Consider the following 18,335-nt stretch of genomic DNA (forward strand, 5'->3'; position numbering starts at 1 on the left):
CACACCAACACTAAGCAACTTCCTTCCGCACTGCAGCATCCAGCGCTCCTAGATATGGTGTTACACACAGCCTTATCCACACACTACCCCAAGGGTAGCTTTGCCCGTTCGCCAAAATCCCGGAGGAATCGCTGAATCACTCCGGGCCAAGGTCGATTTCTCCGGAAGTACGGCTCCGGAAGAGTTCAACACGGATCCAGGCCGATTACTCAAGGCTGCTAACGGGTAAAGTCAGCTCGAGCTGGGCTGGAATGCGGTGCTCTGGCGATGGAGGTTTGTCGGTATGGCCAGCAGCCCTACCATTTGGATCGCGGCTGGCTTGATGATGTGCGCACCGATCCGCGCACCGACCTTTGTGCTGCATTCCAGATATGATCGGCCAGTTCAACCCTGGCAAAGGACTCTGAGGCTGCTGCCAGCCGTCAACTCATCGGGGTGAATTCTGGCCAAGTTGGTGCTGCGCAGAAATCATCTTGGATAGTCGGGCGGGAAATGTGCCTTGCCCGCCAGGACACCAGCCGAGTGTGCGCAGCCGCTCCGTCGTCATCCCGCTCACCAAAGAGGCGTCACCACAGGGCGGCAACTCGCCACTAGCGCCTGTGACCGCGGCATAGGTCTGTAACAGATCGCGTCGGTCGAGCGCAAAATCGGACACGTTGAACACCCCTGCCCCGCATTTTTCTCGCGATGCGGTCAGGACCAGTTGCACAGCGTTGGCAAGGTCGGTGGCATGCACTTCGGTCGCGATGTGGGGGGCAATCGTCTGGCCCGATGAGAATTCGTTGAACAACCCCTGCCATTTATGCTGCTGGCCGGGCGGTGCGGCCCCATAGACCCCGGTGGCCCGAAGGCTGATCGTGGCCGGTCCGGACATCTGGGACAGCGCAATTTCCGCCTCGTGTTTCACCATGCCATAAAGGGTGTCCGGCAAAGGCGGCAGATCTTCGCCAAGTTCCGTACCCGCAGGATAGGCGCCGTAGACGGCCCGGGAGGACAGAAAAACAATGCGGTCCAGATTCTGTGCGGCATCAAACAGCCGCAGGGTGCCGTCAAGATTGCGGTGTCGGAACCCGTCCGGATCATCGCCTTCGCCGCCGCGATATTTCCCGGGGACATGCGAAAAGGCCGCGTGAACAAGGGCATCAAAGCCTGACAGGTCCGGCGGCGGCCCGTCAAGATCTTGGGCCAGATGCCCCACCCCGGCAATAGCCGCAGGTTGACGCCCCACGGCCACCACATCGTGCCCGTTTTCAAGCAGACCCTGCGCGATCCAATACCCGACACGCCCCGTCGCCCCGGTGACTGCAATTCTCACGTCGCCACCACCGGTCCCGGCAATGCTGCAATATCCGGCAATAGCCCGTCACCGGCATAGGCTTTCCAGAGTTCGATCAGCGGTGCCAGTTGCGCGCCTTTGGGATGCGGGTCCTGCCACGGCTTTTCATACTGGAAATGCAGGATGCGGATCGCTGACCAGTCCCAGAGCGCGGGCATGTTGAACCAGACATATTGCAACGTGTTGTAGATGACAGGAAGCCCGTGCCAGTCGGGAAAGAAGTGTTCCAAAAAAGTCTGGTCCGTGCGCCGCCAGAATGCACCGGGCTGGTCGAGGTCCTCCAGCATCCGCGTAAATGTCTCGGGGTTCGGTCGGGCCGTGAACACACCCGAGTTCATCCGGTGAAAATCAGCAAGGCTTTCGTAGACATTGGGCGCGGCACAAAATTCGGGATAGTCGAACAGCCGGTCGCAGTTGCGCAGCATCAGCGTATCCGCATCCAGAAAGACAACACGGTCATAGTCCAACTGCCACAGCCGCAGCTTGGCGAAATTATCGAGCGGTGTGTGAAACGGCGGCTTGTTGCCCTTGGTGAAGGGTGCTGCGCCATGCAGCCTGTCCCGCCCATGGGCCAGATTGAAAGCGTCGGATGTCGGCAGCAAATCCGTGGCCACCAGACGTGCGCCAAGCACGCGAAGTGGCGCAAGATCGCGCTCCTCAACCGCCCCGGTATGCAGGACGACAATATCCGCCGCCGTCCCACTGGCCACAATCGAACGTACCAAGGCCCGCGCGCCCAGGGCGAAGTCGGCGTTGGTCACAAGCGTGACATAGGCGCGATCACTCTGCGGCGCGCGCTCTGGCCGCAATCCGTCTGTCATGACACGGATTTCAACGCCTTCCCCTCGGGATCGTGGTTGATAGCGCGGGCAATATCCTTGGTCCAGGCCGACACCGCAGGCACGCGGCTGCGGTCGATCCTATGTGCGTATTTCCGTGCCACATCGACCATCTCAGACAACAATCCATCGGCCAGCGTTGTCGGCTGAAGCCCGAGTTTCAGGAACTGATCGTTCTTCACAACCAGATCGTTCTCTTCAGCCTCTTTGCGCGGGTTGGGCAGCATCACCGTCTTCGCTCCGACCAGATCACAGACAATCCCGGCCAGATCGCGGATCCGATGCGTTTCAGTCATCTGGTTGAAGATCCGCACTTTTTCACCGGCTTTCGGCGCATCGCCAAGGGCCAGTTCGATACAGCGCACAGAATCCTGAATATGGATAAAGGCGCGCGTCTGCCCGCCCGTGCCGTGTACCGTCAGCGGATAGTCGATCGCCGCCTGAATCAGGAAACGGTTCAGCACCGTTCCATAGTCGCCGTCATAATCGAACCGGTTGATCAGCTGTTCGTGCATCCGCGTCTGCGCGGTGTGCGTGCCCCAGACGATGCCCTGATGCAGATCGGTAATCCGCAGCCCGTCGTTCTGGGCGTAGAACTGAAACAGGATCTGATCAAGGCTCTTGGTCATGTGATAGACCGATCCCGGGCGGGTCGGATAGAGGATCTCTTGGTGGACCTTCTCGCCTTTCAGGTTTTCTACTTCGACGTCCAGATACCCTTCGGGAATTGCCGCACCAACGCTGGAATAGCCATAGACACCCATGGTCCCGAGGTGGACAAGGTGTGCGTCGATCCCGGTTTCTACCATTGCGGCCAGCAGGTTGTGCGTCGCGTTGGTGTTGTTGTTGACGGTGTAGACCTTGTGCCGGTCGGACTTCATCGAATAGGGCGCGGCGCGCTGTTCGGCAAAGTGGATGATGGCATCGGGGCGTTCCTGTGCCAGCCAACCTTTCAGCCGTTCATATTCCTTGGCCACATCCAGAAGGTGGAAATGGATCCTGCGCCCCGTGACTTCGCGCCAGATGCGGCAACGTTCCTGAATTGAATCCATCGGCGTCAGGGATTGTACGCCCAGTTCCGTGTCGATCCAGCGACGGGACAGATTGTCGATGATATGAACCTGGTGGCCCAGGTCCGACAGGTGCAGTGTCGAGGGCCAGCCCACAAAGCCGTCGCCGCCCAAAATCGCAATTTTCATCATCGTCTCCTCGCCGATTGTCCCGTCGCCAACCGTATTGTTCTTAACCGGCTGGCAGGCCGCTCTGTTCCCGTGTGAATCTTCGCCCGTTTTGAAACATCTTGGTAACAAGCAGATGACTTTGGCAACATCCCCGACCAACCGGCCAGCTGCGGGGTCAGCTACAACATCCCGGCGGGCCGGTCAGTGCGCTCCCCCAGACTGGGGCGCGTGATCAGCGAGGATCAGATCAGCGGCCTTTTCAGCCACCATGATTACCGGCGCATTGGTGTTGCCCGAGGTCACCGTCGGAAAGATCGAAGCGTCAGCAACCCTGAGGCCGACAAGTCCGTGAACCCGCAGGCGATTGTCGACCACGTCTTGGTCTGGATCCGGCCCCATTCGGCAGGTACTGACCGGATGGAACACGGTGCCAACCCGTTGCCGACAGTCGGCCAGCAGTTCTGCGTCCGATTGCGCCTGTGGGCCCGGGGCGATTTCCGCATCGATCACGCGGCGCAGGGCTGGGGTCGCCGCAAGGCTGCGCAAAAGCCTGGAACCTTCGAGAATTTCCTGCAGGTCAAATTCGGTGGACAGGTAATTCGGGTGAATTTCCGGTGGTTCGGATGGATCAGCAGAACGGATCGCCAGATGCCCCCGGCTGGTTGGTCGTGTCGGCTGCGCGCTGATCACGAACCCCGGAAAGGGATCGGGGTTCATCAGCGGGCGCTTGCCCGGCGGGGCCTTGGTATAGCTTACCGGCGAAAAGAAGAGTTGCATGTTCGGCCGTTCCAGACCGGGCCGCGTGGCAACGAAGCCTCCGGCCTGATTGACGCCAAGCGACAGTGGGCCGCGCCGGGTCAGCAGATAGCGGATTCCGTGCCGCAATTTGCCATACCAGGGATACAGCTGTTCGTTCAGCGTCGGCACCTTCGCGCGATAGATATGATCGACCGTCAGATGGTCCTGAAGATTCCTGCCGACACCGCTAAGCATGTGGTGCACGCCGACCCCGCATTTGCGCAGCAGATCCGCCGGGCCGATCCCGGACAGTTGCAAAAGCTGTGGTGAATTCACGGCCCCGGCGGACAGGATCACCTCACGTCGGGCGCTGGCCTGCTTTTCCTGCCCGTTCTGGCGGTATCGAACACCGGTGGCGCGCTTTCCCTCAAACAGGATACGGGTCGCGAGTGCCCGCTTTTCTATCCTCAGGTTCGCACGGTTACGGGCCGGGCGGATATAGGCCCGCGCGGTCGACATGCGCATTCCGCCCTTGGCGGTGTTCTGATAGGTTCCGACGCCATCCTGGCGCGCGCCGTTGAAATCGGGGTTGTAACGAAACTGCAATTCCAGCCCGGCCTTGATGAAATCCTGACACAGCGGGTGCAAATCCCGGTCCATCGTCGCCACATGCAGCGGGCCGCTGTCGCCGCGAAAATCGTCCCCGCCCCGGTCATTGGTTTCGGCCTTGCGGAAATATGGCAGAACATCGTCCCAGCCCCAGCCGAGATTGCCCATCTCGCGCCAATCCTCAAAATCCTGCTGCTGGCCGCGGATATAGACCATGGCGTTGATCGAGCTTGACCCCCCCATCACCTTGCCCCGTGGCCAGTAGGACACCCGGTCGTTCAAGGCGGGGATCGGCTCGGTCAGGTACATCCAGTTGACGCTGCGCCGGTAGAATGTCTTGCCATAGCCGATCGGCATCCAGATCCAGAAATTCAGATCGCTGCCCCCGGCTTCGAGCAGGAGGACGGAAAATTTGCCGTTCTCGCTCAGCCTGTTGGCAAGCACGCAGCCAGCGGAACCGGCGCCAACGATGATAAAGTCGTATTCGGACATTTGAACAGCTCGCCCTGTTTTGACGCCGGTATGTCGGCCGCTTTCAATTGGACTGGTTTTGGATAGGTCGTCGCATGCGGACTTAGTCGGCTATGGCAGGCGTCTCCGGGTTCATGATGAAAAGCTTGCGTATATGTTCATGGATCACCCATTCGCCGGTCCAACCCTGTGGCAATACCAGCAGATCGCCCGGTCCAATGTCCCGCGTACCGCTGCCGTCGGAATTTGACACCGAAGCCCGCCCCGACAGGATATGGCAGTACTCACCCGACGCCGTGCGGTCTGCGGTAAAGCGCCCGGGCGTGCATTCCCAGACCCCGATCATTGTCCGCCCGTCACCAGAGGACCAGAGCAGGGCCGACGCCTCTTGCTGGCCCGGGGTGAGCGTGGTGGGTTTGTCCGCAAAAGGGCCAAGCGGAACCGAAGCGAGGTCGGCGAAAGTCTGAAGGTCGATCATGTGAGTCTCCGGTAGGGTGAACGAATTGTCTTGGTCCGGGCAGATGGGTGCGACGTCAGGGTGGTCCCGGGCGCGGCAGAAAAATGATACGTTGGGGCACCCTATTCCGGGGGTGGTTTACGTTGCTGCCCGAACACCTGAACAAGCACCATCATGACCGTGGTGACAAGGATCATCAGGGTCGAGATCGCCGCGATGGTCGGATCGATCTGGTCGCGCAATGCGTTGAACATGTTCCGCGTCAGCGTCGGATTGTCCCCCCCGGAAATGAACATGGCCACAACCACTTCGTCGAACGACGTAAGGAAGGACAGCAGGGCGCTGGTGACGACCGCGAACCTGATCTGCGGCAGGGTCACTGTCAGGAAGGCGTACCAGCGGGGCGCGCCAAGGCTCCGCGCGGCCGCCTCAAGCTGCATATCGAACCCTTTTAGCGCGGACCCGGTCACAATCACCACAAGCGGCAAGGCCAGCATCGTATGTGCAAGGACCAGACCGGCGACCGTATAAAGAATCTTGAGCTTCACATAGGCATAGAAGGCACCGATCGCGACCAGGACCACCGGCACCATCATCGGGGCAATCATCAGCAGATAAGCCGCCCGCACAAAACGCACCCGTGAGGCATGAAGCCCATAAGCGGCAAGAACCCCGACCGGGGTCGCAACCAGCATGGTGAGGAAGGCCACCGTGAAGGACGTCTTTGTCGCCCGCATCCATTCGGCGGAGCCGAAGAAATGTTCGTACCAGCGCAGGGACCAATTTTCGGGCGGAAATTCCAGATACTGGCTGTCGGAAAACGACATCGGGATCACGATCAGCGTTGGCGTGACAAGCAGCACCATGATGATCACGCACAGAACATAGAGCCATAGACGCTGGCCGTGGCTGATCTGAGTTTCGGTGGCGGGGGCTCTGAACCAGCGCAGCATCAGTGCCCACCCCCGGATATCTGATCAAGGTTGAGAAAGCGCGACGCCACCCAGAGCACGATCACCGCCAAGGACAAAAGAACCACGCCCAATGCGCTGGCGGCCCCCCAGTTCACGAAAAGCTCGATGTTCGAGACGATCTTCATCGACACCATGATGACCTTGCCGCCCCCCAGAACCGCAGGCGTCACAAAGAAGCCGAGGCAGAGGATGAACACCATCAGCGCCCCGGCAAAAAGGCCGGGCGTCGAGAGCGGAAAGAACACCGTCCAGAACGCCGTCTTCGGGGTCGCCCCAAGGTTAGAGGCGGCTTTCATGTAATCACGGCTGATGGATTTCATCGCGCCATAGGTCGGCAGGATCAGGAAGGGCAGCATGATATGAACCATGCCGATCAGCGTTCCGGTCATGTTGTGCACCATCTTGATCGGTTCGTCCCAAAGCCCAAGGCCGATTGCCCAGTCGTTCACCAGACCCTGCCTTTGCAGCAGGACAAGCCACGCATAGGTGCGCACCAGCAGAGAGGTCCAGAACGGCAGCAGCACCGTGATCATGCAGAGACTGGCAAGCCGCGGCGGAAGCTGGGACATGAAATAGGCCAGCGGATAGCCGATCAGGATGCATATGCCGGTGGTGAGGAAGCTCACCTTGAACGTGGTGGCAAAGATGCGGGCGTAGGACGCCCGGTCGATCATCCGTTGGTAATTCTCCAAAGAGAACTGGCCATCGGCCCCGACGAAAGAGACATAGAACAACCAGCCCACGGGGATGACAAGAACGACGAGGATCAGCAGGATCGCCGGCGAACTGAGGCCGAACAACCGCAACCGTTCCAGCCGGTCATCCAGTCTCAGCCCGGTCTCGTTTACGCGCGACGTCGGCATCTCAGGCCTCGCTACCGTCGATCAGGACGGTATCCTCGGGCGCAAGGCTCATTGTGATCATGTCCCCGACCACGGGCATCGATGTGATGTTAGAACCGCGCATCGCACGTCGGATCGAAATCTGGCTGCCATCTTCCATCCGGGCCTGAACCAGATAGCTGTCACCTTGATAGACGACATCGTTGACCGTGGCGGGGAAATTGTTCGCACCGTTCACCGGCCCGTCGTCGGACAGGACAATGCGTTCGGGACGGATCATCAAAAGCAGGTCCGGCGCGTCCGGCGCGGGTGCATCATGTTTCAGCGCCATGTCCCCATAACACACCTGGCCGTTCCGCCGCGTCACCGGAAGGAACGTGGAATCCCCGATAAAATCGGCCACAAAGCGGTTCGCGGGCCGTTCGTAAAGGTCCCGGGGTGTGGCAAGTTGCATGATCCGGCCATGGTTCACGACTGCGATCCGATCTGACATTGTCAGGGCTTCGCGCTGATCGTGAGTCACATAGACGGTGGTCATGCCCAGCTTTTCATGCAGATGGCGCAGTTCGATCTGCATCTGTTCGCGCAGTTTCTTGTCGAGCGCCGACAGCGGTTCATCCATCAGCAGGATGCGCGGTTCAAAAACGATGGCGCGGGCGACTGCCACGCGCTGACGCTGGCCGCCGGACAGCTGGTCGATACGCCGGTCCCCGAACCCGCCAAGCTGGACCGTTTCCAGCGCCTGCTCCACGCGGTCCCGCATTTCGACCTTGGGCACTTTGCGCAGGCGCAGTGGATAGCCGACATTCCCAAACACGGTCATATGCGGGAACAAGGCATAGCTTTGGAACGTCATACCCACGTCTCGCAGATGCGGGGGGGTCCGGATCACTTCGCTGCCGCCGAATTTCAGGCTTCCGCAATCGGGGCGGGTAAACCCGGCAAGAACCATCAGAAGAGTTGACTTGCCGGACCCCGACGGCCCGAGGAGCGTGAGGAACTCACCGCTTTTGACGTCCAGTGATACGTCGTCGAGCGCACGGACCTTGCCGTAGGTCTTGGTGACGTTCGTCACCGTGATCGGCAGCGCATCCTGTTTTTCGGTATTCAAAGAAACCCCCAGCCAATAGATTGCCCGGCAGACGCAAGCGCCAGCCGGGACAGTGTTCCGAGCACGATTACTCAGTCAGCATTTCCTGATACATCTCGGCGGCGATCGTCTCCCACTCAGCATACCATTCCAACGAAATGGGCAGCTGGAGGGCCGCATTTTCAGGCGAGGATGGCAGCGCTGCGGCGGTGGCCGCGTCGATCACACCCGTCGCATAGGCGGCGCGGTTGGTGGGGCCGTAGGTGATGTATTTGGGCAGGTCGTCCTGATACTCGGGCTTCGAGATTTCGGCGAGAAATGCCATAGCCGTATCGCGGTTCGGGGCCCCCTTCGGAACACCAAAACAGTCATAATCCAGCAGTGCCTGATTAAAGGTGTAGGTGACTTTGGCGCCATCCTTGGCCGCATTGTCGAACCGACCATTCCAGCCGGTTGTCATGTCCACCTCGCCATCTTTCATCAACTGGGCATGCTGCGCACCCGAGGTCCAGAAGACATCAATGAAGGGCCGAAGTTCGCGAATCTTGTCCAAAGCCCGTTCGATGCCCTCTTCCGACCCCAGAACCGAATACACATCTTCCGGTGCGACGCCGTCCGCCATCAGGGCGGGTTCCAGAGCACCGGCCACGCCACCACGATAGGCACGGCGGCCCGGGAATTTTTCGACATCCCAGAAATCGGCCCAGCTGCTCAGGCCATCCGCACCATAGATTTCCGGGTTCCAGGAAAAGACTGTCGAGAAAACGTCACCACCGACGCAGTACTTGGAATAAAGCGTCGGATAGAAATCCGTGACGTCGATCACACCGTAATCGAGCTCTTCCAGCAGCCCTTCGGCCCCCGCCCGTGCCGCCGACCCTGAACCGCTTGCCACGATGTCCAGCGTCACCTGCCCTGTCTCGACCTGTAGACGCACGTCGGACATCCCGCCGTAGCTTTCCTGCTTGACCTCGATCCCGGTCGCGATGGCTGCGGGTTCGAACAGCGCCTTGCTCTGGGCCTCCTGATAGGAGCCGCCCCAGGAGGCGATTGTCACCTGCTTGCCGTCTGCCATGGCAGTTGTGGCCAGCAGCGACGCTACAATTGTCGCTAGAGTTTTCTGTTTCATTGGCTGTCTCTCTGTTGGATGAACCGCTTTTGCGCGGATATGGCCGAATTTTTTTGTTTTCGTCTCACCTCGGCTCGGCATGGACCGGGCGGACACGTTCTTTCAGGACGCAGCGAGCGCCCTTTCGGTCTGGCGCCTGTCCTGCCAGCGATAATAGGAAACCACCGCCGGAAGGAACCAGGGCGACCCATTGTAAAGCGGCCGCGTCGGATGCGGCAGGCCGTCAAAGGCGGTTTGGCCTTCGCGCAGGCCAAGCACCTTCTGCCCGGCGCGCATCCCCAGGTAGCTCGCCATCGAGACACCCGACCCGCAGTAACCAAGCGCGTAATGCACCCCGTCATGAACCCCGGTGTGCGCCAGTTCGTCGAAACTGTAGGCGACGATGCCGCTCCAGGAATGGCTGATCGCACGCCCTTCCAGCTGCGGAAAGATGCGACACATGTTGTTGTAAAGCAGCGCGCCGCCTTCAGCGGTATCGGTTTCCCGGGACGTCACCCGCCCGCCAAAAAGGATCCGCCGCCGGTCCGGAGACGCCCGGTAATAGTACACCACCTTGCAGGTATCGCTGGCGACCCGGTCGGTCGGAAACAATTCGTCCACCAGCGCCTCGGGCAATTTCTCTGTCGCAATGATATAACTGCCGATGGGAATGATCCGCCGCCGGAGCCAGGGCCTGAGGCCGCTGGTATATCCGTTCGTCGCCACGATCACGTCCCGCGCTTCGACAAGGCCTTTCGCGGTGCGGACCCGGAACCCGATGCTGGTCCGCTCGATCGCCTCGACAGCACAATGGGCCACGACATCGGCGCCTGCCTTGAGGGTCTTGTTCAACAGCGCACGGTGATATTTCGCCGGATGGATGGAGCAGTGCCGTGGATAGACCACGCCGCCAAAGTAGCTGTCCGTACCCAACTCGCTGCGTTGTTCGCTGCGTGGCACGGCATGGTATTCGATCCCCTCCTCGCGGAGCATCGTCTGACTATCCCGCGTGAGCGTTTCGTATTCTGCGGGCGTGTGGGCGGCGTGAAAGCGGCCCGAGCGCCGGAAATCGCAATCAAGCTGTTCGGCAGAGATGAACCCGTCAAGCCATTCCAGCGCATTTTCACCCTCTTGACGAATGGCACGGGCCTTTTCCGCCCCAAACTTGGCGGTCAACTTGCCCAAAGACGGCTTCACGCTCGTGCTGATCTGGCCGCCGTTGCGGGTACTGCACCCAAAGCCCGCATCCCCGGCATCAAGGACCAGTACCGAACGGCCCGCGCGCGCAACCTGCAATGCAGCGTTCAGCCCCGTATAACCCGAGCCCACGATGAGAACATCGGTCTTCGCGGGCGGCATATCGGACAAATCTGGAGCAGGCCCGATAGTGTCGTGCCAATACGGATACTGATTGATGCCCGTCAGGGTCGTGCGAACCATATGGTCCTCCATAAGCGTGGCGCGCGATGCTGCCGCGACGCGAAAACGTGATCAAACGCTACGTTAACATTGGCACCTAATTCATATCCAATATGACAAATTATCTAGACCAATTTTCTGCGCAGAGCGGGCAGGTCACGGATCAGTTCAATTCCGTTCACGATATCTTCGGGTGCGGCACTGCCAAAGCCGAAAACCAGTCCGGGTTGCGGGATCGGCTCCAGACAATACCGGCTGAGAGGGGCAAGGATCACACCCCGTTCCGCAGCCTGGGCAACAACCTCACCTTCGTCGATACCTGGTGCAAGATGTGCGGGTGTGTGAAATCCGCTGGTGGTTTGTTGCACACGGATCGTATCGGGCAGCGACTGGGCCGCCTCCATCAGCGCCATGTAACGCGCTTTGTACAGACGCCGCATCAATCGGATATGTGCCGCGAAATGCCCCTCATCCATGAAGTCAGCGACGATGGCCTGAGTCGCGGTCGATGGCCCGCTGGCCCAGGACTGAAAAATGTCGTCGAATGTGGTGATCATGCGCTGGGGTACCAGCACGAACCCCAGCCGCAGAGACGGGAACAGGGATTTCGAGAAGGTTCCGACATACAGCACACGGCCACTGGCATCGATACCCCGAAGCGCCGGTTGCGGCGTGTTCCCGTAGTAGAATTCACCGTCGTAGTCGTCTTCGATGATAAGGGCCTGCGCCGCCTCTGCCGCCTTCAGGAGCTGCAACCGCCGCTGCAGCGACATGACATGGCCAAGCGGTTGCTGATGCGACGGCGTCACGAAGGCCAGTCGGAAATGCGGCGCCCTTGCGAGCCCGTCTTCGACCACCAGACCCTGATCGTCGACCGAAACAGGTACAAGTTCCGCGCCTTCGGACAGCATCGCATTGCGTGCCCCCGACGCGCCGGGGTTTTCCATCCACACCCGATCCCCGGGATTGAGGAACAGCTTTCCGATCAGGGAAAAGGCGTGTTGCGCACCCGAGGTGATAAAGATCTGCTCTGCATGGCACTGAATCCCCTTGAGCGTGCTCAGGTGCGAGGCAATCGCCTGACGCAGGGCCTCCAGTCCTTTGGGCTGGCCATAGCCCATCAGGTCGCCACGCTCGCCGCGCAGATGGCGCGCGGAAATCCGGGACCAATGCGCCATCGGAAAGGCATCAAAGGCCGGGAGGGCGGACACAAAAGCGCCGGTCTTGTGCGGCAGCCATGTTCGTTTGGCATAGGATTTTTCCGCATGGTTGATCGCATAAGACAAACGCGGCCGCGGCCCAGAAGCCGACGTCGACGCAGCCTGACCCTGCAAACTCTGTTGCTCCAGCGTGTCGCTGACGAATGTGCCTGCGCCAACGCGGGAAATCAGCATCCCTTCGGCGACCAGCCGATCGATTGCATCAATCACCGTCGTACGTGAAACGCCCACCTCCTTCGCCAAAATTCGCGTAGCGGGCAAGCGTTCCCCTGACCGCAGCCCGCCTGCGAGTATGAGACTGCGCAGCGCCATATATAGTTGCGCACTGACGCTCTTTTTCGAAGCGCGATCCAGCTGGATCGATGAAAGCAGGGCACCCGCCGACTGTTTCATGGGGTCCTTTCGGGACAATTGGTCCAGCCATCTTGTGAAAATGGATATGTCTATGGATCCAATTTTTCGCCAGCTTCGGGACTAGTCAAGTACACAATCATGGCCTGAACACATGCACCTCGAAGAAATCGAAACCTTTTCGAACGAATACATCTGCTTTGTGCGGGTCACGTCAGATAGTGGCGCACAAGGTTGGGGCCAGGTGGCACCCTACAATGCCGACATTACCGCGCAGGTCCTGCACCGGCAGGTGGCGCCAGTGGCACTTGGCATGGACTGCAACGACATCGACGCGATGCTGGATACTGTACGGGACCGCGAACACAAGTTCCCCGGCGCGTATTTGCGTCGCGCCATGGGCGGGGTCGATACAGCCATCTGGGACATGCGGGGCAAGCTTGAGGGCAAGCCGGTGTGCGCATTGATCGGCGGCACGCCGGGAACATTCCGCGCCTATGCCTCCTCGATGAAGCGCGACATCACCCCAAAGGACGAGGCAGAGCGTTTCCTGCGGCTGCGCGACACGCACGGTTTCGACGCGTTCAAGTTTCGCATCGGCGCCGAAGTCGGCCATGATACCGACGAATGGCCCGGCCGAACCGAGGAGATCGTGCCAACCATCCGCCGCGCGCTGGGTGACGAGGCCACGCTGATGGTTGATGCGAATTCCTGCTATTCGCCTGCAAAGGCTATCGAAGTGGGCAACATGCTGCAGGATCACGGCGTATCCCATTACGAAGAGCCCTGCCCCTACTGGGAATTCGCCCAGACCAAGGAGGTGACAGATGCGCTGGCCATCGACGTGACGGGCGGCGAACAGGACTGCATGATGGCAAATTGGAAGGGCATGATCGACGGGCGGATCGTCGACATTTTGCAACCGGACATCTGCTATCTCGGCGGCATGGCACGCACGCTGCGGGTCGCGAAGATGGCTGCGGAGGCAGGCATGCCAATCACACCCCATTGTGCGAACCTGTCCATGGTAACACTGTTCACCATGCACCTTTTGCGCGCCATCCCGAATGCGGGCAAGTACCTCGAATTTTCGATCGAGGGGCTTGACTACTATCCTTGGCAGGATGGCCTCTTCCTCAACGATCCCTTCGCCGTGACTGGTGGCAGGGTCACCGTTACTGATGCCCCCGGATGGGGTATCGTGATCAATCCAGACTGGCTTGCCCGATCACGGTATCAGGTCAGTACCCGCGTCCCAAACTAGTGTCAGGCCCCGGATTCAACTCAGCCTGCACGATCAGCATAAGCACTTGCCACGCTCAATCTCCGTTTGTTTCTGAGGACTTTTCGGCAGCAACGCCGCGCGGCAGAAATACCGCGATCCAATGGGCCAAGTGGGGCGGCCATGCACTTACACGAACGTAAAGTGTCAGTTTCGTAACCGGCGGAAACAAAATGACAATACAATCCAACATAAGAATCCGCCCCGAGACATTACACCTCAAGCAACGCCTCAAGCGCGCGACGGGACCGGGTTACGTCAGCCAGCGTATAGCGGTCCAGCGTGGCAAAAAACGCCTCTTGCGCCTGTGCCAGGGGGGCGCGCAGGCCGCAGGCGGGCAGGATCAGGCAGGTAGTGTTGGTGCCGAAACATTCGACCACCGGGTCATTGCGCTTCATCGCCCGCACGACGTCACCGATACGGATCTCATCCGCAGGGCGCGCGAGGATCAGACCACCGTTGCGGCCTCTTTCCGAGGCGACAAACCCTGCGCGGGCAAGCTCAGTCGCGACCTTCGACAGGTGGTTTTCCGACAACCCGAAAAGCGCGGCGATCTCTGAGGTTGGCACACGTGCAGGTGCACGCACCGCCAGGGTCATCAGTACGCGTAGGGCGTAGTCCGTGAATTTGTTCAACTGCATGCGACATATTTAGCATTTGAAATGCGCAATTAAAAGCGCTAGATAATGCGCATAATAAATGCCGATTAAAGGGTGAGTCCCATGACACTGTCCGAAGCATTCCTGTGGCCGGGAACCAAGGCCTGCGAACGTCTGGGGGTTGACCCCGAAGGTGAGGCCGGTCTGATCCGTTGGATGGTGAACACGCTTTTCTATCTTGTCCTTTGCCTGATCGTCGTCTGGATCATCGTGGCATGACCATGCCGCCGCGTATCCCTGTCACAGAGGCGCAGATCGATCGGGTCGTGTCGCGGTTTTATACCCGGGTCCGGTCGCACCCTACGCTTGGTCCGGTCTTTGGGGCGCATGTCGCTGACTGGCCCGCACACGAAGAAAAGATCGGTCGGTTCTGGCGCAACGCGCTGTTGTTGCAGCGCTGCTATGACGGCAATCCGATGCAGGCCCATATGGCGGCAGGCAACGTCAGGTCGCAGCATTTTCCTGTCTGGCTGACGTTGTTCGACGCGGTGCTGGAAGAGGAATTGCCGCAGCCCCTGGCGCAGGCCTGGTCCGCGCTTGTGCACAGGATCGGGCGCGGGCTGAGCTATGGCCTGCCACAGGAAGGCGGCGAGGCGCGGATGCCCTATCTGGGTCAGGCATGGACCAAGAAGGCCGCGGCCCCGGCGGAGGGCGGATAATGATGGCTCCCGCCTACGCTGCTGCGCGCGAAACCGGGCAGGGCGTCATGGGCTGGGCAGGCGCGGATTTTCCATCACCTACTCGGCCCTGTCGCTGGCCGTTCTGGCATGGCTGATCATAGCGGCGAAAACGGCACCCTATGTGGCGGTTTGGTATCGCGCCCCATGGCAAACCTGGGTGCCTTTGATCGCCATGGCGGCAGCCTGCGTGTTGATCAGTTTCGCGATCGCCCGGCCAAGTCCGTTGTCCTTTAGCGGTGCGCGCAACGATCAGTTTGACGCGGCACACCCGGGGATCACCCGCTGGGTGCGGCATCCGCTGCTGGCGGCACTGGCGCTGTGGGCTTTGGCGCACCTCGTGCCCAACGGCGATCTGGCGCATGTGATCCTGTTCGGGGTCTTTGCGGGGTTTGCCCTGCTTGGCATGCGCATCGTCGACCGCCGCAAGAGGCGCGAGATGGGGCCGGAGCGCTGGGCTGCCATGCGCCAGAGCATCGCCAAAGGTCCGCTGGTCCCGCGCCCCGCATCATGGCGCGGGGCGGCGTTTCGGGCTGTGTTCGCAGCTGTGCTTTACGTGGGGCTGCTTGGGGCGCATCCGGTCGTCCTTGGGGTATCGCCGCTGCCCTAGACGGGCGGGGGAGTGTCCGAGAAACAATCCGCCGTCCATTCCCAAACAGACCCATCCAGATCCGCGATCCCATCTTTCGTCGTGGAAAAACTGCCCTTGGCTTTCAGTGCGCGCGGAATGTCAGCCTTGATCAGATAGGCAGAGGCCCATCTAAGCGCCGGATCGGTGAAAATCGGATCGGGTTCTTCGGGCAGGACGCTGTGCGCCACGACTTGCCATTCGGCAACGCCGGGCAGACGAAAGGATTGCCCGGTGGTCGTGTTCAGCCATCTGACATACTCAAGAGCGTCGGGATAGCTGAGCCCGGTTGCGGGCGTGTCAGCGGCGTTCTGATCAGAGCGGACAACCAGCCAAAGCGCGCAACCGCCCGCAGCGTGACAGGCGTTCCATTCCGCCACGGTGACTTCGTACTTCTGAACCCAGGCCTGCCTGCCGTTATCCATTGTGATCGGACCCACCATGTCCGGCAGGTGAGTCAGATCGGGGCCGCGTGTCATCCATGCGGCCCCTGTGACAAGCGCCCCCGCCACGACCGCCGATGCCGCCACAACAGTGGCAATGCGGAACAGACCGTGGCGTTTCATGGCACATCATCCTTTCGGAGGGTTCAGGCTTCGGTCGAGCGGGGGGCGACGACCTGCTCCATCAGCGCGTTGTTCCAGTCGCCATCCACAACGAAATGCGCGGTGGCGCCCAGAATGGCGGCCTCGATCACGTTGTGGTTGACGTAGGCATAAACGCCGGGCTGCTCAAAGGTGTACATCGCGGCCATGGCGCTGCCGCCGCGCACGAACCAGGTTTCCATGCCGGTCATCGGCGCGTCGCTGAACGAACCGCTTTCCCAGACAACGTTGCCGTGACCGCCGATCAGGTGGGGGCGGCTGTCCCGGTTCGCCTGATTGTGGATCATCAGCACTGTCTTGCCCACGGCCGAGCGCAGGGCATTGGCACCCGTCAGCGCGCCGACCGCACCGTTGAACACCACATGCGACGGCGTCAGCGTGCGCATCGCCTCGAGCGATTCAGCATAGTCGTCGCCGTCGCTCGAATAGGTCTTGAAGGTGCCATCTTCGTTTCTGGGCAGGTAGTAATCCTGTTCCCCGATATAGGCGATTTCGTCATAGGTCAGCGCATTGCCGTCCTTGTCCTTCAACCCGTCGCGCGGCAGCACCATGATGGCGCCGTTCATGCCGTGGCAGACGTGGTAAGGGATCATCGCGCCGCCCGGTGCGCAGTGATAGGTAAAGCACCCCGGCTTGGTCGCCTTGAAGCGCAGAACGGTTTCTTCACCGGGATAGATGTGCGTCAGCGCACCGCCACCCAGTGCCCCGGTCGAGGCATGGAAATCGATGTTGTGTTCCAGCGCATTGCGGCTCAGGCTTTTCAGGGTCAGTTCGACATAGTCGTCCTGATGCACGATGATCAGCGGACCGGGTACAGAGCCGTTATAGGTCATCGCCCCGATCGACGCGCCGGTATCTTCGTCGACGACCATCAGACGTTCATCGACGACCATCTCGATTTCGACGATTTTCGGCGCGCCCTGTGCGACCTGATCGTGTTTCGGCGCGAACGGCGGGCGGACCAGCGTTTGCGTCACACGCTCGTAGCCGGACAGATCTACAGGTTCAGCGGCATTGATCTGCTGCTTAACGCGCAGCATCTCTGCACCGGGCATCGTGATCCGGGGCGGGGCAAAGGGTGTGCGCGCGGCCGCGGTTGCAGCGGTTGCAGTTGCAAAGGACCCGGTCAGGGCTGCGGCCCCAGCCAGCGCCGATCCGCGCAACACGTTGCGGCGGCCCGGGGATTGCAGTTTTTCATCATCGTGGCGTGTCATGGCAGTCTCCAGTATCAGTTCTTGGACAGGGATGGGTCGGCTCCAGATGCCGACCCGAATGGCGGCTCACAGCTTTCCCAGCTGCTCTTGAAAGCGTTCTTTGGCCTTCTTCGGCAGACGCCCTTCGAGATAGCCGTCGGGCATCGTGACTGCGTCACCCACGGCGATGGTCATCACCATGCCCATGGCGAAATGCGGCAGGCACTTGACGGCATAGAGCCCGTCCACGTCCAGCGTCACTTCGATCTCTTCATTGACCTTGCCCTTGAACGGTGCGGCCCCTGCGGGGATCATGCCGTCGACGGTTTCCGCGTTATGGCCCTTGGAGGAGGCGACAAATTTCACCGTGTCGCCGGGGGCGATGTGAACAAAGGCGGGTTCGAATACCATCGTGCCGGCCGCGCCCTTGTTGAGCATCTGAACCTCGACCGTATCGGCCCAGGCCGCGCCCGAAAGCATCAGTACCGCTGCAAGTGCTGCGCTTGTCTTGGTAAACATCCGGCTTCCTCTCAATTTTAATTAACCTTGCCTGCATGTACGGGGCGCGGCGTCAGAACGCGTTGTGCAATCGCAAACTTCCTGCGGGTTTCAGTGGGCAACCCCGAAAGGCATGGTATCAAAGGTGCGGAATTCCC

Annotated in this window: 19 protein-coding genes; 4 read left to right on the forward strand and 15 right to left on the reverse strand. The window is 60.3% G+C overall.

The features are described 5' to 3' along the window. Positions 1-427: 427 nt before the first annotated feature. The 11 genes from CHB75_RS17190 to pdxR form a co-directional block, all read right to left on the reverse strand. Positions 428-1,315 (reverse strand): NAD-dependent epimerase/dehydratase family protein, encoded by an 888-nt coding sequence (locus CHB75_RS17190; protein WP_089272755.1) that lies wholly within the window; start codon positions 1,313-1,315, stop codon positions 428-430. Further along, the gene (locus CHB75_RS17195) at positions 1,312-2,157 is read right to left on the reverse strand and encodes a glycosyltransferase (RefSeq protein ID WP_089272756.1); all 846 of its coding nucleotides are present in this window, start codon (positions 2,155-2,157) and stop codon (positions 1,312-1,314) included. The genes CHB75_RS17190 and CHB75_RS17195 overlap by 4 nt, the downstream gene beginning before the upstream one ends. After that, a complete protein-coding gene (locus CHB75_RS17200) occupies positions 2,154-3,374 on the reverse strand; it encodes an NAD-dependent epimerase/dehydratase family protein (RefSeq protein WP_089272758.1) in 1,221 nt (406 codons plus the stop codon). The genes CHB75_RS17195 and CHB75_RS17200 overlap by 4 nt, the downstream gene beginning before the upstream one ends. Before the next feature lie 183 nt (positions 3,375-3,557). Continuing rightward, positions 3,558-5,195: a GMC family oxidoreductase gene (locus tag CHB75_RS17205; protein ID WP_089272760.1), complete on the reverse strand. Its 1,638-nt coding sequence runs from the start codon at positions 5,193-5,195 to the stop codon at positions 3,558-3,560. 82 nt (positions 5,196-5,277) lie between these two features. Then, positions 5,278-5,652 (reverse strand): cupin domain-containing protein, encoded by a 375-nt coding sequence (locus CHB75_RS17210; RefSeq protein WP_089272762.1) that lies wholly within the window; start codon positions 5,650-5,652, stop codon positions 5,278-5,280. 101 nt (positions 5,653-5,753) lie between these two features. Next, positions 5,754-6,584: an ABC transporter permease gene (locus CHB75_RS17215; protein ID WP_089272764.1), complete on the reverse strand. Its 831-nt coding sequence runs from the start codon at positions 6,582-6,584 to the stop codon at positions 5,754-5,756. Beyond that, positions 6,584-7,468, reverse strand: coding sequence for an ABC transporter permease (locus CHB75_RS17220; protein WP_089272766.1), 885 nt, complete (start codon positions 7,466-7,468; stop codon positions 6,584-6,586). Before CHB75_RS17220 ends, CHB75_RS17215 begins: the two co-directional genes overlap by 1 nt. Before the next feature lies 1 nt (position 7,469). Then, positions 7,470-8,558 (reverse strand): ABC transporter ATP-binding protein, encoded by a 1,089-nt coding sequence (locus CHB75_RS17225; protein ID WP_089272768.1) that lies wholly within the window; start codon positions 8,556-8,558, stop codon positions 7,470-7,472. 67 nt (positions 8,559-8,625) lie between these two features. Continuing rightward, entirely contained in the window at positions 8,626-9,666 is a 1,041-nt protein-coding gene (locus tag CHB75_RS17230; RefSeq protein ID WP_089272770.1) for a polyamine ABC transporter substrate-binding protein, read from the reverse strand. Between the two features lie 102 nt (positions 9,667-9,768). After that, a complete protein-coding gene (locus CHB75_RS17235) occupies positions 9,769-11,085 on the reverse strand; it encodes an NAD(P)/FAD-dependent oxidoreductase (protein WP_089272772.1) in 1,317 nt (438 codons plus the stop codon). A 104-nt stretch (positions 11,086-11,189) separates the two neighbouring features. Then, positions 11,190-12,677 (reverse strand): MocR-like pyridoxine biosynthesis transcription factor PdxR, encoded by a 1,488-nt coding sequence (pdxR, locus tag CHB75_RS17240; protein WP_089272774.1) that lies wholly within the window; start codon positions 12,675-12,677, stop codon positions 11,190-11,192. A gap of 112 nt (positions 12,678-12,789) precedes the next feature. Between pdxR and CHB75_RS17245 the strand changes: the two genes are divergently transcribed. Beyond that, positions 12,790-13,899: a mandelate racemase/muconate lactonizing enzyme family protein gene (locus tag CHB75_RS17245; RefSeq protein WP_089272776.1), complete on the forward strand. Its 1,110-nt coding sequence runs from the start codon at positions 12,790-12,792 to the stop codon at positions 13,897-13,899. A 230-nt stretch (positions 13,900-14,129) separates the two neighbouring features. On the opposite strand, the gene CHB75_RS17250 is transcribed toward CHB75_RS17245, so the two are convergent. After that, the gene (locus tag CHB75_RS17250; protein WP_089272778.1) at positions 14,130-14,558 is read right to left on the reverse strand and encodes an RrF2 family transcriptional regulator; all 429 of its coding nucleotides are present in this window, start codon (positions 14,556-14,558) and stop codon (positions 14,130-14,132) included. An 81-nt stretch (positions 14,559-14,639) separates the two neighbouring features. Between CHB75_RS17250 and CHB75_RS21755 the strand changes: the two genes are divergently transcribed. Genes CHB75_RS21755 through CHB75_RS17260 form a run of 3 tightly spaced genes read left to right on the forward strand, consistent with a single transcriptional unit; the run spans position 14,640 to position 15,863 of the window. Beyond that, complete coding sequence (locus CHB75_RS21755) at positions 14,640-14,795, forward strand: hypothetical protein (RefSeq protein WP_176439180.1); 156 nt, start codon at positions 14,640-14,642, stop codon at positions 14,793-14,795. Then, the gene (locus tag CHB75_RS17255; protein WP_245841039.1) at positions 14,792-15,235 is read left to right on the forward strand and encodes a group III truncated hemoglobin; all 444 of its coding nucleotides are present in this window, start codon (positions 14,792-14,794) and stop codon (positions 15,233-15,235) included. Before CHB75_RS21755 ends, CHB75_RS17255 begins: the two co-directional genes overlap by 4 nt. After that, entirely contained in the window at positions 15,144-15,863 is a 720-nt protein-coding gene (locus CHB75_RS17260; protein ID WP_089272780.1) for an NnrU family protein, read from the forward strand. The genes CHB75_RS17255 and CHB75_RS17260 overlap by 92 nt, the downstream gene beginning before the upstream one ends. Here CHB75_RS17260 and CHB75_RS17265 read toward each other — a convergent pair. From CHB75_RS17265 to CHB75_RS17275, 3 genes are all read right to left on the reverse strand, one after another. Further along, entirely contained in the window at positions 15,860-16,447 is a 588-nt protein-coding gene (locus CHB75_RS17265; RefSeq protein WP_245841041.1) for a formylglycine-generating enzyme family protein, read from the reverse strand. The genes CHB75_RS17260 and CHB75_RS17265 overlap by 4 nt on opposite strands. Positions 16,448-16,470: 23 nt before the next feature. Further along, positions 16,471-17,700: a copper-containing nitrite reductase gene (gene nirK, locus CHB75_RS17270; protein WP_089272782.1), complete on the reverse strand. Its 1,230-nt coding sequence runs from the start codon at positions 17,698-17,700 to the stop codon at positions 16,471-16,473. Between the two features lie 66 nt (positions 17,701-17,766). Next, on the reverse strand, positions 17,767-18,198 hold the full coding sequence (locus CHB75_RS17275; RefSeq protein WP_245841043.1) for a pseudoazurin: 432 nt from the start codon (positions 18,196-18,198) through the stop codon (positions 17,767-17,769). Between the last annotated feature and the right edge of the window lie 137 nt (positions 18,199-18,335).

It is taken from the genome of Puniceibacterium sediminis (assembly GCF_900188035.1).
GTDB classification, from domain to species: domain Bacteria; phylum Pseudomonadota; class Alphaproteobacteria; order Rhodobacterales; family Rhodobacteraceae; genus Puniceibacterium; species Puniceibacterium sediminis.